Origin of the sequence: Zhenhengia sp. (assembly GCF_046966505.1) — a bacterium.
GTDB classification, from domain to species: Bacteria; Bacillota; Clostridia; order Lachnospirales; family Cellulosilyticaceae; genus Zhenhengia; species Zhenhengia yiwuensis.
This window is the reverse complement of record NZ_JBKVCH010000004.1, coordinates 35,487-50,708: the sequence shown is the minus strand read 5'-3', so window position 1 is coordinate 50,708 and position 15,222 is coordinate 35,487. Positions and strand designations below refer to the sequence as shown.

Here is a 15,222-nt window from a genome sequence, read left to right as displayed (position 1 = left end):
TAGAATTATTCACTCTAAATGCTTGTAATATACAGAAAAGTAGTGTTAATATAAAATTATTGTGTATATTTAAACAATAAGACTAGGGGGATAATATGAAAAAATTAATGCTTGGCAATGAAGCTATTGCAAGAGGAGTTTATGAAGCAGGTGCTACAGTAGCTTCTGCTTACCCAGGGACACCAAGTACTGAGATTACAGAATGTATTGCGAAATATGATGGGATTTATGCAGAGTGGTCACCTAATGAGAAAGTGGCTATGGAAGTTGCTATAGGAAGCGCTATAGGTGGTGGCCGTTCAGTTGTATCGATGAAGCATGTAGGTCTTAATGTGGCAGCTGATCCACTTTTTACAGTGGCCTATACAGGTGTGAACGCAGGGCTTACTATATTTGTAGCAGATGACCCAGGTATGCATAGCTCACAAAATGAGCAAGATACTAGAATTCTTGCACGTGCAGCTCAGGTTCCTGTTTTAGAGCCAGCAGACAGCATGGAATGCAAAGAGTTTGTTAAAAAAGCTATGTGTATCAGTGAGACTTATGATACACCTGTTATTGTAAGGCTTACAACACGAGTTTCACATTCTCAGGGGATTGTAGAAGTCTGTGAACCAGAGGCATTTAAGCTTAAATCTTATGTAAAAAATATCAAAAAGTATGTTATGACACCAGGGAATGCTAAAGGACGTCATGTGGTTGTAGAAGAACGCATGCAAAAACTTGCAAAAGATATAAAAGAGCTTGGCCTTTATAAGGAAGAGCTTACAGATAGTAAAATAGGGATTATTACAAGTGGTATTTGCTATCAATATGTTAAAGAAAGTGGTGTTCATGCTAATATTCTTAAATTAGATATGGTGAATCCGCTACCAGAAGACCTTATTAAAGATTTTGCTAAGAAGGTAGAAAAAGTTTATGTAGTAGAAGAACTTGAACCTGCTATTGAGGAGCAGGTAAGAAGTATGGGTATTGATGCTGTAGGAAAGAGTTTTTTCGGAAGACAAGGTGAAATTACAGTCAGAAAGATTAGAGAAGTATTAGGTTATGAGGTAGATGAAGTAAAAGGAGCTAAAGAGCTACCAATACGTCCACCAGTATTATGCCCAGGTTGTCCACATAGAGGTGTTTATACTGTTCTTAAGAAATTAAATCTTACCGTGACGGGGGATATTGGATGTTATACACTAGGTTCATCTCTGCCACATGCTGCTATGGACACATGTATCTGTATGGGAGCAAGTATTGGTATGAGTCATGGTTTTGAAAAAGCACGTGGCAAGGAAGCTATGAAAAAGACAGTAGCTATTATAGGGGATTCTACATTCATTCATTCAGGTATTACAGGTCTTATTAATGTGGTTTATAATCAAGGCATTTCAACAGTGATTATTGCTGATAATTCTACAACAGGTATGACAGGACATCAAAATCACCCAGCTACAGGGAAGACCCTTAAAGGGGAGATTACTGCAGCACTTAATCTTGAAGAGCTTGTTAAAGCAATAGGAATTTCAAATGTGCGTACAGTAAATGCCTATGATATGAAGGCGGTAGAAGCAGCACTAAAAGAAGAAACAGCAAAAGAAGCACCTTCTGTCATCATTACAAAGGCACCGTGTAAATTATTGATTAAAGAAAAATGGGATGCTTATAGAATAGATGAAGATAAATGTATTAACTGTGGCATCTGTAGTAAGTTAGGTTGTCCAGCTTTAGCTAAAGGTAAAGTAGTGACTGAAATTAATGATGCACTTTGTGCCGGATGTGGCTTATGTGCAGCTATTTGTCCAAAAGATGCTATTTCAAAGGGGGAGAATTAGGATGACTAAAAATATACTTATTGTAGGAGTAGGCGGACAAGGAACACTTCTTACTGGAAGAATCATAGGTAATTATGCTATGATGAAAGGGCAAGATGTAAAAATGTCAGAAGTACATGGTATGGCACAACGTGGTGGAAGTGTGCTTATGCAGGTTAAATATGGAGATAAAGTCCATTCTCCATTAGTAGAACCAGGTGAAGCTGACATCATCTTTGCTTTTGAAAAGTTAGAAGCTCTACGATACATACACTATCTTAAAGAAGATGGTGTAATCATTGCTAATACACAACGTATTGATCCAATGCCAGTTGTAATGGGTATGGCTGAGTATCCTGAAGATGTAGAAACGCAGATAAAAAGTGTGAATGATAAAGCGTGTCTTATAGATGCTCTTTCTATTGCTAAAGAGATTGGTAATGTGCGAGTTGTAAATATGATTATGATTGGTGCTTATGCAGCTTATGTTGGCGACACGCTAGAGGAATGGGAACATATTGTAGAAGTGACTGTACCTAAACATACCATTCAAATGAATAAAGAAGCATTAAAAAGAGGATATAAAGCGTACCTAGAAAAATAATCCTATTAAGAGAAAGCAGGTGATTTTGTGTACGAATTAGAAGAAGTAAGAAAAGTAGACAGAGAAATCGCGGATTTAATTGAAGAAGAGACTAAAAGACAGCAAAGTAAGATAGAACTTATTGCTTCAGAAAACTTTGTAAGCAAAGCTGTTATGGCAGCTATGGGAAGTACCTTAACAAACAAATATGCAGAGGGGTATCCAGGTAAACGTTACTATGGAGGCTGTGAAGTTGTCGATAAGATTGAAGACTTAGCAAGAGAGCGTGCAAAAGAGCTTTTTGGTGCAGACCATGCCAATGTACAGCCAAACTCTGGTTCACAAGCTAACCAGGCTGTGTTTTTTGCAGTCCTTAAGCCAGGAGATACTGTAATGGGAATGAACTTAAGTCATGGAGGACATCTCACACACGGTAGCCCAGTCAATATTTCAGGTAAACATTATAATATTGTATCTTATGAAGTAGATAAGGAAACAGGGCTTATTGACTATGAGTGTGTACGTAGTAAGGCATTAGAGCATAGGCCTAAAATGATTATTGCGGGTGCGAGTGCCTATGCACGTGCCATTGATTTTAAGAAGTTTAAAGAAATTGCAGATGAAGTGGGTGCGTACCTTATGGTAGATATGGCTCATATTGCAGGACTTATTGCTGCTGGGCTTCACCCATCTCCAGTACCTTATGCAGACTTTGTTACAACGACTACACATAAGACACTTAGAGGCCCTAGAGGTGGTATGATTCTTTGTAAAGAGGAGCATGCAAAGGCTATTGATAAAGCTATCTTCCCAGGTATTCAGGGGGGACCGCTTATGCATGTTATTGCAGGAAAGGCTGTATGCTTTAAAGAAGCTCTTACGGAGGAATTTAATACTTATCAGAAACAAGTCATAGAGAATGCTAAAGCATTATGTAATGCACTTATAGATAGAGGCTTCACTATTGTTTCTGGTGGTACAGATAATCATCTTATGAATGTAGACCTTCGTAATAAACAGATTACAGGAAAAGATGCGGAGCATCTTCTAGATGAAATTGGTATTACTTGCAATAAAAATACTATTCCTTTTGACCCAGAAAGTCCATTTGTAACAAGTGGTATTAGACTGGGTACACCTGCTGTAACGACTAGAGGTATGAAAGAAGAAGATATGACTGAGATTGCAGAGATTATGTCTTTAGCGCTTTCAAACTTTGAAGAGAATAAGGCGCAGTGTAAAGAGCGTGTAGCAACACTTTTAGAGAAATATCCATTATACTAAAGACTGCCATTCTATAGAATGAACTTATACCTGATGATAGTGTACTATCATCAGGTATTTTTTTCCTATACCATTCATATAAATAAAAGGACAAAGCGTCATCTATATTTCATAAAAATTTTGGAATTATAGAGGAATTTTTGTAAGATTCGTAGAAAATAGAAGGTAAGCACCAAACTTAATCGAATTCTATAGGAGGTATGTCTATGAATGTGTATGAAACAAAGAAGATTCGTAACATTGCGCTATTAGGACACGGAGGATGCGGTAAGACTACACTCACAGAAGCTATGCTTTATACAGCAGGAGGCAAGTCAAGATTCGGAAGAGTCGAAAACGGTAATACATCAAGTGACTTTGATCAAGAGGAGATTAAAAGAAAAATTTCAATTCGTACATCTCTTATTCCTGTAGAATGGAAAAATCATAAGATTAATGTGCTAGATACCCCAGGATACTTTGATTTTGTAGGAAATGTAAAAGAAGCTGTAAGTGCCTGTGATGCAACTATTATTGTTATGAAAGCATCAAGCGGAATCGAGGTTGGAACTGAAAAGGCATGGGAAATCTGCGAAGAGGCAAAATTGCCTCGTATGCTTTATATCACAGAAATGGATGCCCCTAATGTAGATATTGAAGCTATATTAGATGATTGTAAGGCTAAGTTTGGTGCGAGTATTGCCCCCATGCAGGTGCCTTGGTATGACGGCGAAAAATATATAGGATATATCCATGCAGTTAAAATGGTAGCCAGAAGATTTGAAGGCGATAAAGTTATTGAATGCGATATCCCCGAAGGCTATGAAGAAAAACTTGAACATGTAAGAACTATGATTCTAGAAGCTGTTGCAGAAACAGATGAAGATCTCATGGAAAAGTACTTTGCAGAAGAAGAAATCACAGTAGAAGAAATTGAAAAAGCGCTTAAAGTAGGTGTGGCAGCAGGAGATATTGTCCCTGTACTTTGTGGCAATTCAGTAGATAGAGCCGGTATCCGTACCCTGATGGATAATATTATTAGATGCTTCCCATCACCTGATGAAGCAGTAGAGCCATGTGATATGGAAAATAAAACAGGTCTTTTCATATTTAAGACAATGGTAGATCCATTCATTGGAAAATTCTCCTTATTTAAAGTAAGAAGTGGCGAGGTAAACCGAGATGATTCGCTTCTTAACGTACGTACAGGAGAGGTTGAAAAATTATCTCATATCTATGTGCTACAAGGTAAGGAGCAGATGGAAGTAGAAAAGCTGTATGCAGGAGATATTGGCGCGGTATCTAAGCTGCGCAATACGAATACCTGTGATACACTTCGAGACAAAGATGCGAATATTGAATATGAACCTATTGATTTTGATAAACCTTATGTACAAATGGCTATCTTCCCACTTGGCAAGGGCGATGAGGAAAAGATGTCTCTTGCTCTTACAAAACTTATGGCTGAAGATAAGACTTTCTATACAGAGTATGATAAAGAAACACATGAAACCGTTATTTATGGCATTGGTGAGCAGCAATTAGATGTTGTTGTCAATATGCTTCAAGATAAATTTAAAGTAGGTGTGCGTCTTGCTCCACCTACAACACGTTACCGTGAAACCATTAAAGGTAAGATGCAAGTACGTGGTAAACACAAGAAACAATCTGGAGGACATGGTCAGTATGGTGATGTGGTAATGGAATTTGAACCATCAGGTGATCTTGATATGCCATATGTATTTGAAGAGAAAATATTTGGTGGATCCGTACCTAAACAATACTTCCCAGCAGTTGAAAAAGGACTTGAAGAATGTATTCATAGAGGTGTACTTGCAGGCTATCCTGTAGTAGGGCTTAAAGCTGTCTTATTAGATGGTTCTTACCACCCAGTAGATTCTTCTGAAATGGCCTTTAAGATGGCAACAACTATTGCCTTTAAAGAAGGTGTGGTTAAAGCAAAACCAACTATTTTAGAGCCTATTGCTCATGTTGAAATTAGTGTACCAGATGAATATACAGGTGATATTATGGGCGATATGAAAAAACGCCGTGGTCGCCTTATTGGCATGGAATTACAGCAGAGGAAACAACTTATTATTGCTGAAGTGCCAATGTCTGAGATTTATCGTTATGCGACGGATCTTCGTTCTATGACACAAGGCAGAGGGACTGTAGAATACTACTTTGAACGTTATGAAGAAGCACCAAGTGACGTTCAACAAAAAGTGATTGATGCAAGAAAAGAGCTTGCTTAGTGCAAAGGAGCCGCTAATGTAGCGGCTCCTTTTTAATTTTAGTTATTCTTTAAAAACACATCATTATTCCGTAATTATTCCATTATTATTAGATATTTATTATATATCATGTGTACTATAGCGTAATAAATCTAATAGATATTAGGAGGAATAAAATGAAAGTAAAATATTTAGGGATAGTGATGGCAGGTATTCTTGTAGTGGGGAGCTTCTCGGTTTTTGCACAAGAAGTTAGCCTCAATACTCAAGTCAATAGGTTAGGCGTTGAGGAGATAACAGGAGTATATGAACAAAATAAAAACACACAAATCGCAGCCAATGATGAAGCTTATGATGTAATGAAGAAGATGATGGAACAACAAGTGGCAGCAGGGAATCTTACACAAGAACAGGCTAAGGACATGATTGATTACTGCTTAGAACGTATGGAAAATACTAATAGAAGTAATAGAGGATTTGGATGTCATTAATCCTAAAAAAGTCAGTGGATACTGACTTTTTTTAATACTTCTACCTATAGTTGAAAAGTTCTCAACGAATGAGTTATTCGTATATTAAAAATAACTGATATAATTTAATTAGGATCAGCGCTGATTACTTTATGTTTAGGAGTAACACCTATGAATATTAAACTAGGCGAAAAAATTAAATCTTTACGTAAGCAGAAAAATATTTCTCAAGAAATACTTGCTAGATATCTTGGTGTTTCATTTCAAGCAGTATCTAAATGGGAGAATGATACAGCTATGCCTGATGTGACCTTAATACCTGCAATAGCTTCGTTTTTTGAGGTATCAACAGATGAACTTTTTGATTTTAATCTCTATGAAATTGAGAAAAACATTGATGATATTGTTACAAAATCAGGGGAATATTACTACTGCGACCCTGCAATGTGTGAAAAAATATTACGTGAAGGATTGAAGAAATATCCCGGAAATGATGTACTACTTAACTGCATAATTGGTGTTCTACCTATACCTGAAAGAAGCTTGGAGATTATAGATACGTGTAAGGCACTAATTGAATGTACAAAACATGATGATATTAAATATGATGCATGCCGTATTATGGCAGAAGCATATAAATCTATAGGAGAATACAGCCTTGCTAAGGCAGCAATAAACAAGATTCCTGAAATTTATTTTACTAAATTAGAAGTTGCTGCTCTGTTACTTGATGGGGAAGATATGTACGAACCAGCTCATAGGCAAAAAAACTTAGCTGCAGATGTGCTTATAGAAATGCTGATGAGACTTTCAGATTACTACACTGAAAAAGGAGAAAAGGAAAAGTCAAAAGTTCAATTAATTATTGCTAAAAAGGTGATAGATGCTTTTAAGGATGATTTTACTGCTGAATTTTTTAAGAATACTTTTTATCAAAACAATAAGGATGTACTAAAAGATATTGAGGCAAAACTTAATAATTAAGTCAACATAAGTGGGTTTAAATTTAGCCCACTTGTTTTTTAGTCTTCTTAAATGATTATGTAAAGTATAAAAGTTCCTATAACTATTAATAAAAAAGAAACTCACATGAGACTTCAATCGTGAAAATACATGTGAGTTTACTTATGAGAATTTATGAGAAAAATGCAGATGTTAGAAAAGATAAGAAGAAGAGTAAAATAGATATGCCACATGCAATAAGCGTAATGATGAAAGAAACAAAACCTGCGCGGTTCCAGGTTTCTTGCACAGCTAAAAAGTCTTCTACATTATTAAACTTTCCACTTTTCCAAGCCCATTCATTACCTTTTGCGCCACACACAAACACCCAGATAAAATTGAAGAATGGAATAAGACAAAGAAGCGGCAAGTAGTTATAATTCCCAATCCCCCAAAATAGATTAAAAGTAAAGGCACCCCAGTTCCACTTCTTGATTTCAGGAGGCACGGAGCTTGTCGTATAAGCAGTTTGGGGGTGGAAGGTATTTGAGTGTGTATTGGGATAAGATACATAATAAGCAGAATTAGAAGATTCTACTGGACGTTCGGTAGTTGGCGCCTCTGGTTTCATAGGTTCTTCTATACTGATAAACACACCGCAGTTAGGACAGAAAGCCTCATGTCCCTGAAGGGGAGCATTACATTTTGAACAGTTCATATTGATTTCTCCTTTCAACATTGCCTTAATCAATTTAATAATAGTAAAAGCCCATTAAATAGGCAAAAAGCATTCCATATAGAATAAAGATGAGGATGGTACCAATAAGACCTATAATAAATTTGGCAAGACCACCGCGGTTCCATGTGCTTTGAATCATTAAAAACTTTTCTATATCATTTACACTATAGTTTCCACTTTTCCAAGCCCATTCATTACCTTTAAATCCACATACAAATATCCAGATTAAATTGAAATACGGAATCAAGCAAAGAAGTGGTAAATAAGTCTTATTTCCAATTCCCCAGAAGATATTAAAAGTAAAAGCACCCCAGTTCCATTTTTTGACTTCAGAAGGTACGAGTGTTATATCAGAATAAGTTTGTTTGATGCCTTCATAAGTAATAGCTTGTCCGCAGTTTGGACAATAAGCTTCGCCTTTAAGTGGGCCGTGGCAAATTGGACATTTCATAAAAGTCCTCCGCCTTTTATTAAAATAGATAGAAAAATAATAAGATTAGTATATTATACTTTATATTGAAATACAAACGAATTAGAGATTAAAATAGGGAGCGGAACATTTCACTAAAACGTTGTATATATATGAATTAAGAGACCAAATGATAGGATGTGAAAAAGATGGAGATAGATACACTAGATTACTTAAGAGACATTAATATGGTCTCCATCATACTAAGATTAAGCTTAGCCATGATTTTTGGAGGCATTATTGGTTTTGATAGAGGTAAAAAGAAAAGACCAGCAGGTTTTAGAACCCACATACTTGTATGTATAGGTTCAGCCTTAGCTATGATTACTAACCAATATATTGTACAAGTAATGGGAATGGGGGGAGATCCTACAAGACTAGGTGCACAGGTAATTAGTGGCATAGGCTTTTTAGGAGCAGGAACTATTCTTGTTACAGGTAGGCAACAGGTCAAAGGTCTTACAACAGCAGCGGGTCTTTGGGCATCTGCATGTATGGGCCTAGCTCTAGGTATAGGTTTCTATGAGGGCGCTATTATAGGATGTGTCTTTATTTTTGGAGGTATGACCATCTTGCACCGTATTGATGACTATATGTTATCTAAGTCAAAGATAGTAGAACTTTATATAGAACTAGAAGCGATTCAAAATATTAATGAAGTTGTAACACTTCTTAGAGAGAACCAAATTGAGACAACTTATATTGAAATTACTAAGTCGGAAAATAATGGCACAAGAGAAGCAGGTGTATTTCTGACAGTGAAACAACACCAAAAGAAAGTTCATGCAGAACTTATTAGTATGATTAGTGGTTTGCCAGTAGTAAAATATGTAGAAGAAGTATAAATAATTAGTTTTAGACGTTGATTTTCCAAAAACTATATGATAGAATTGCTTTGACATAATACAAATTAATATGAATATTATAATAAGCAAGGAAGCGAAGTAGTAATACCAACTTTTTTTTCAGAGAGCTATTGGCAGGTGAGAAATAGTAAGAAAGAGTATGAACTCGTCGTGGAGCAACTTAACTGAAATAGGAGTAGGTTAAGCGGGAACTTCCCGTTATAGAAGACATAAGTGCGGCTTAATGGCCGAATTAGAGTGGTACCGCGAAATAGCACCTTTCGTCTCTAAATTTTTAGAGATGAGAGGTTTTTTTATTTTTATTTAGAGCTTGAACTATAAAGGAGGAATAAATATGCAATATAATGCACAAGCCATTGAACAAAAATGGAGAAAAAGATGGGAAGAAAATCCTATCAATGAAGATACAGAAGACAAAAAACATTATTACTGCTTAGATATGTTCCCATATCCATCAGGTAATGGTCTTCATGTAGGTCACTGGAGAGGTTATGTATTATCAGATGTTTGGAGCCGTTATCAAATTCTTCATGGTTACCATGTACTTCATCCAATGGGATGGGATGCATTTGGCCTTCCAGCAGAAAACTACGCAATCCAAAAGAAAGTACATCCAGCAACAGCTACAGCAGAAAACGTTGCTAACTTCAAACGTCAGCTTCAAGAAATCAGTGCTGTATATGACTGGGATAAAGAAATCAATACAACAGATCCTAACTACTATAAATGGACACAATGGATCTTCCTTAAAATGTTTGAAAATGGCTTAGCTTATGAAAAAGAAATGCCAATCAACTGGTGTCCATCATGTAAAACAGGTCTTGCAAATGAAGAAGTTAAAGATGGTGAATGTGATAGATGTGGAAGCATTGTTACAAAGAAAAACCTTCGTCAATGGATGCTTAAAATTACAGCATATGCCGAAAGACTTCTTAACGATTTAGAAGGTTTAGAGTGGCCAGAAAAAGTTAAGAAAATGCAAGCTGACTGGATTGGTAAAAGCTATGGTGCTGAAATCGACTTCAATGTAGAAGGTATGGATAAGAGCATTAAAGTTTTCACAACTAGACCAGATACACTTTACGGTGCAAGCTTTATGGTACTTGCTCCAGAACACGCAGATGTACTTGAACTTGCTACAGATGAGCAAAAAGCAGAAGTTGAAAAATACGTATTTGACGCATCAACTAAATCATCAGTTGATCGTATGACAGATAAAGAAAAAACAGGTGTGTTCTTAGGTAGATATGCTGTGAACCCACTTAACGGAAATAAACTTCCAATCTGGATTTCAGATTATGTACTTGCAGATTATGGTACAGGTGCAATCATGTGTGTACCAGCTCATGATGAACGTGACTTTGCATTTGCTAAGAAATTCGAACTTCCAATTATCCAAGTTATTTCAAAAACGGGAGAAGAAGAAACTTTAGAAGAAGCATATACAGAAGAAGGCATTATGATTAACTCAGGTGACTTCAATGGTATGAAATCAAGTGAAGCAAAAGTTAAAATTCCAGATTACCTTGAATCAAAAAATATTGGTAAGAAAACAACAAACTATAAACTTCGTGACTGGGTATTCTCACGTCAACGCTACTGGGGTGAACCAATTCCAGTTGTACACTGTGACTGCTGTGGTGTAGTTGGTGTTAAAGAAGAAGACCTTCCAGTAAGACTTCCAGATGTAGAAAGCTATGAACCAACAGGTACAGGTGAGTCTCCACTTGCAGGGATTGAAGAATGGGTAAACACAACATGTCCAAAATGTGGTGGCCCTGCTAAACGTGAAACAAACACTATGCCACAATGGGCGGGATCATCATGGTACTTCTTAAGATATCCGAACCCAAATAATGATAAAGAGCTTATCAGCAAAGAAGATATGAAAAAATGGGTACCAGTAGATATGTACGTAGGTGGTATTGAACATGCTGTTCTTCACCTTCTTTACGCACGTTTCTATACTAAATTCTTAAATGATATTGGTGTAGTAGACTTTGCTGAGCCATTCAAACGTCTTTTCAACCAAGGTATGGTTACAAAAGATGGCGCTAAAATGAGTAAATCAAAAGGAAATGTTGTATCTCCTGATGAACTTGTAGAGAAATATGGTTGTGACTCACTTCGTATGTACGAGCTCTTCATTGGACCACCAGAACTTGATAGTGAATGGGATGATAGAGGTATTGAAGGGGTTTACCGCTTCTTAAATAAAGTATGGAAACTTGTAAGTGAAAATAAAGAAGTAGAAGCTACAAAAGAAATGGAACGTATCCGTCATAAAATGGTATACGACATTACACTTCGTATGGAAAGCTTCAACTTAAATACAGTAGTAAGTGGTTTCATGCAATATACAAACAGTTTAGTAGATCTTCAAAAACAAGCTGGTGGTATCGACCATGAAACAATTAAAACACTTATTGTTTTACTTGCACCATTTGTACCTCACATTAGTGAAGAGTTATGGGAAATGGTAGGAGAAACAGATAGCGTATTCAAACAATCATGGCCAACATACGATGAATCAAAAATGGTAGAAGATGAAATCGAAATCGCAGTTCAAGTAAGTGGCAAAATGGCTGGTAAAATTAAAGTAGGTGTAGATGAAGCAGAAGAAAGTGTACTTGCAAAAGCACACGAGGTTGCAGCAGCACGTCTTGAAGGCAAACAAATTGTAAAAGAAATCTATGTTAAAGGTCGTATCGTTAACATTGTAGCTAAATAATAAAAAATCCCCCTGAATGAATCAGGGGGATTTTTTATTATTTAGAAAAGGAGGACTAAATTGGAAAGTTAAACTTTCTATTTAGTTTAGTATATGCATCTATTCCTCAGAACATGTCAAAGGACAAGTTACATATTTGACATCATCATACGTAATAGAGAATCAAATTGAGTACGCTTATTAGCAGGAAGACAATTACGTAAATGCATCATAAGTGCCTGTTGTCTTTCTGGTGTCATCTGAACGTTGTAGCGTTTAGCCTCATTAGATATGGCCATAATAGCAGCAAGAACTTCTGTAGGGTCTTTGCCTGAGATATTACGAAGCGTACGGTCTACGTTAAGTAGGAAATTTTTATCAATGCCATCAAAGGCAGGATGGTCATAAAAGCCTCTCATATTATTCATAGTATTACCTCCTATTATCCATTATTAGGTTTCATAAAGGCTGAAAGTAAATTAAGCATCTGTTTTTGTTTATCATCTAGTAAAGGTGAGATAGCGCTGAGCATATCAGCGGGATTAGGTGAACTTGGTGGTGGTGGGGATTGAGTCGTTGTTCTTACAGGTTCTTCTTCCGTAGGTTCTGCGTTTGCAGGATCTAGTGAATTAAAATTAATGGGGTCAGCTACTTCAGGAGCAGGTGGATTTTTGCTTTGAGCCATAATGTTTCTAAACTCTGATAGTTTCATCATAGCATCTATAATATAAGTTTTATCTGAATCTAAATTATTACGTACATCATTTAATAAATTATTTTCCCAGTTCTCCCCACGCATAAGGGGTACTTCGGTTATTGGGGGTTCAGCGCTATAAAGTTGCATAACAGAAATAAGTTCTAAAGCTTTAAGCGAAATAGCGAGATTTTTTTGCATACCTCTATCTAAATAAGGTAGTACGCATTTGCAAACACGCATAAACTCTGTGTTAACTTGATCATCAAGTCTATTTCCACTTCGATAAGGTGTTGGTGACATGGACATAGTGGCCCCTCCTTATTATGAATCTCTATAATATATGACCGGATAAGCTTTAAATAGAACAAAAGATATAAAAGTTTATTCATAAATCTGTTATTGATAAATTTAATAGAAGTAAGTAGAATGAAAGAAGTACGAAAGATGCAAAAAGAAAGGATGGGAGACTATGAAAAAAGTAAAAAATATACTACGTGTACTAATCCTATGCATGATGCTTAGTATAGCTACAGGAGTATATGCACAAGAAGTGACCAATATTTCTACATTAGAATTTACTAAACTTTTAAAACCACTTGATACAAGTAATAGATTAAATATAAATGAAAGTTCTAAGGCACTACTTACAAGAGAGAAGGCAGCAGCGCTGATTATTAAGCTCATGGGCTATGAAGGTATTGCAAAAGACTATAAAAATAGCACACTTTATAAGGATGTAACGGCTTATAAAGGAGAGATACATATTGTAAGTCAACTCGGTATTATGAGTGGCACAGGTACAGGATTATTTACGCCTACAAAACCAGTGACTTATGAGCAAGCTAAAATCATTACCCAAAGAATCCAAAATAAGCTAAATAAGCAAGCAACATGGAATCATGCTTTTTATGCTATTTCTTCTAGTAGCCAGATGGAGCTTATACCTACTTATGATGCAGTGAGTTTTGGTTGGGCGCAAGTAGGTTATGATGCAGTAAAACAAAGCTTTGGCATTCAGACTACCCAGGGAGACTTTAAAGTACCCACAGGTTTTCAAAAACCACTCGATTTAGCAAAATCTAATGGTGTAGAAACTTATCTTATGGTTTTCTTTGAAGACAAAAATGGAATGGCTAAGCAGCTTCTTAATAATGAGACGCAGGTAGATAAACTCATTAAACAGATTGTAGACTTAAGTAATGGCATTACAAAAGATGGTGTAACCAGGGCCTTTGATGGTGTAACTATTGACTTTGAAAACTTTATAAGTAGTGATTTAGCTATCCCATATACTAAGTTTTTAAGTAAGTTAAAAACGCAGTTAAAACTTCATAATAAAAAGCTTAATGTGGCGGTCCCACCTACTATACACTTTAAAGGCTATGACTATAGAGGAATAGGAGAATATGCAGACAAAGTTATTTTAATGGCACATGATTATTCAACTAAGTCACTTACACCTTTTGAACAAGAAATAGGGCGCATCATAACACCACTTACACCTATTAACGAAGTATATGCTTCTTTTGCTGCCATTACTAATAGTGCTACAGGTATACAGGATAAAAGCAAAATTGTACTTCAAATTTCCTATGGAGCTCTCCAATGGCAGACAAAAGAAGGAAAGGTAATAAATAGCAAGGCTTATACACCTACTTATGATAAAATTTATGCAAGGCTAAAGAACTCGATTACACAATCACTTTATGATGAGACTTACCAAAATCCTTATGCAGTCTATGAAGAAAATGGTATTAGAAATATAATCTGGTACGAAAATAATAAGAGTGTGAAGGCAAAAACGGATTTAGCTAAATTATTTGGCATTCAAGGCATTTCTTATTGGCGATTGGGCATGATTCCTTTTTATGAAGGATAAGAAAGTCATTTTTAAAGGTTTTAAAGAATACACTAGTAATGAACCTATAAAAGAGGTAGGAGATTTATGGATCCATTACTACGTATTAATATAGACAGGGATTTAAATGAGATAGCGAAACTTATAAAAAGTTATATGACTAAGACGTACATCAATGATTTAACCAAAGAAGTTTTTAGATGTGAACAGCAATGCAAAGGGCACATGTCTAGAGAAGCTCAGCTTATTGAAGCGCTTATACCTTTTACACCAGATGATAAAAAAGATATACTTACTCAGGTAAGCCGTTTGATGCGATATGAGCAAGTAGCACAGGCTATGCTACCTAGACTAATAGGCCCCTTGACACCACCTGTAGAAGGTATGCGTCAAGATGGCCTAAATAGTGATCAATTTATAAAAGAAACTATTGTAAAAGTACTGTTATTTAAAATTATGAGTTCAATAGAGAACCATTAGAAATAGGTTCTAATGGTAGGAGTGTCCATAAGAGGACACTCTTTTGTTCTATGCTAGAAAAGTTCTATTTTACTACAGTATAAAAGGAGAAGAAATGTTTTGATGT

14 protein-coding genes and 1 other annotated feature are annotated in these 15,222 nt (G+C 36.0%); of the genes, 10 read left to right on the top strand and 4 right to left on the bottom strand.

The window, feature by feature from the left end:
* The first annotated feature begins 95 nt into the window (after window positions 1-95).
* The 6 genes from iorA (at window position 96) to ACLTBU_RS05905 (ending at window position 7,339) form a co-directional block, all read left to right on the top strand.
* A complete protein-coding gene (gene iorA, locus ACLTBU_RS05930; RefSeq protein WP_412218100.1) occupies window positions 96-1,823 on the top strand; it encodes an indolepyruvate ferredoxin oxidoreductase subunit alpha in 1,728 nt (575 codons plus the stop codon).
* Window position 1,824: 1 nt separating this feature from the next.
* A complete protein-coding gene (locus ACLTBU_RS05925) occupies window positions 1,825-2,406 on the top strand; it encodes an indolepyruvate oxidoreductase subunit beta (protein ID WP_249333330.1) in 582 nt (193 codons plus the stop codon).
* Between the two features lie 27 nt (window positions 2,407-2,433).
* Window positions 2,434-3,669 carry a serine hydroxymethyltransferase gene (glyA, locus tag ACLTBU_RS05920; RefSeq protein ID WP_177668504.1) on the top strand — a complete coding sequence of 412 codons (1,236 nt, stop codon included), beginning with the start codon at window positions 2,434-2,436 and terminating at the stop codon, window positions 3,667-3,669.
* 206 nt (window positions 3,670-3,875) lie between these two features.
* Entirely contained in the window at window positions 3,876-5,906 is a 2,031-nt protein-coding gene (locus tag ACLTBU_RS05915; protein ID WP_412218097.1) for an elongation factor G, read from the top strand.
* A gap of 155 nt (window positions 5,907-6,061) precedes the next feature.
* Window positions 6,062-6,376 carry a hypothetical protein gene (locus ACLTBU_RS05910; RefSeq protein WP_249333327.1) on the top strand — a complete coding sequence of 105 codons (315 nt, stop codon included), beginning with the start codon at window positions 6,062-6,064 and terminating at the stop codon, window positions 6,374-6,376.
* Window positions 6,377-6,526: 150 nt separating this feature from the next.
* Window positions 6,527-7,339, top strand: coding sequence for a helix-turn-helix domain-containing protein (locus tag ACLTBU_RS05905; RefSeq protein ID WP_249333326.1), 813 nt, complete (start codon window positions 6,527-6,529; stop codon window positions 7,337-7,339).
* A 151-nt stretch (window positions 7,340-7,490) separates the two neighbouring features.
* On the opposite strand, the gene ACLTBU_RS05900 is transcribed toward ACLTBU_RS05905, so the two are convergent.
* Together ACLTBU_RS05900 and ACLTBU_RS05895 are read right to left on the bottom strand one after the other, a co-directional pair.
* Window positions 7,491-8,015 carry a hypothetical protein gene (locus ACLTBU_RS05900; protein ID WP_412218095.1) on the bottom strand — a complete coding sequence of 175 codons (525 nt, stop codon included), beginning with the start codon at window positions 8,013-8,015 and terminating at the stop codon, window positions 7,491-7,493.
* Between the two features lie 34 nt (window positions 8,016-8,049).
* A complete protein-coding gene (locus ACLTBU_RS05895) occupies window positions 8,050-8,487 on the bottom strand; it encodes a hypothetical protein (protein ID WP_412218094.1) in 438 nt (145 codons plus the stop codon).
* A gap of 167 nt (window positions 8,488-8,654) precedes the next feature.
* Between ACLTBU_RS05895 and ACLTBU_RS05890 the strand changes: the two genes are divergently transcribed.
* The gene (locus ACLTBU_RS05890) at window positions 8,655-9,350 is read left to right on the top strand and encodes an MgtC/SapB family protein (RefSeq protein ID WP_249333323.1); all 696 of its coding nucleotides are present in this window, start codon (window positions 8,655-8,657) and stop codon (window positions 9,348-9,350) included.
* Between the two features lie 80 nt (window positions 9,351-9,430).
* Window positions 9,431-9,642 (top strand) — a binding site (T-box leader).
* A 63-nt stretch (window positions 9,643-9,705) separates the two neighbouring features.
* Entirely contained in the window at window positions 9,706-12,102 is a 2,397-nt protein-coding gene (gene leuS, locus ACLTBU_RS05885; RefSeq protein WP_412218093.1) for a leucine--tRNA ligase, read from the top strand.
* A gap of 128 nt (window positions 12,103-12,230) precedes the next feature.
* On the opposite strand, the gene ACLTBU_RS05880 is transcribed toward leuS, so the two are convergent.
* Together ACLTBU_RS05880 and ACLTBU_RS05875 are read right to left on the bottom strand one after the other, a co-directional pair.
* Window positions 12,231-12,509 (bottom strand): hypothetical protein, encoded by a 279-nt coding sequence (locus tag ACLTBU_RS05880; RefSeq protein WP_177671392.1) that lies wholly within the window; start codon window positions 12,507-12,509, stop codon window positions 12,231-12,233.
* Between the two features lie 14 nt (window positions 12,510-12,523).
* A complete protein-coding gene (locus ACLTBU_RS05875; protein ID WP_177671393.1) occupies window positions 12,524-13,084 on the bottom strand; it encodes a hypothetical protein in 561 nt (186 codons plus the stop codon).
* 163 nt (window positions 13,085-13,247) lie between these two features.
* Here ACLTBU_RS05875 and ACLTBU_RS05870 point away from each other — a divergent pair, with 163 nt between their 5' ends.
* Together ACLTBU_RS05870 and ACLTBU_RS05865 are read left to right on the top strand one after the other, a co-directional pair.
* Window positions 13,248-14,657: a glycosyl hydrolase family 18 protein gene (locus ACLTBU_RS05870; protein WP_412218090.1), complete on the top strand. Its 1,410-nt coding sequence runs from the start codon at window positions 13,248-13,250 to the stop codon at window positions 14,655-14,657.
* Between the two features lie 66 nt (window positions 14,658-14,723).
* On the top strand, window positions 14,724-15,116 hold the full coding sequence (locus tag ACLTBU_RS05865; RefSeq protein WP_177671395.1) for a hypothetical protein: 393 nt from the start codon (window positions 14,724-14,726) through the stop codon (window positions 15,114-15,116).
* Window positions 15,117-15,222: the final 106 nt, after the last annotated feature.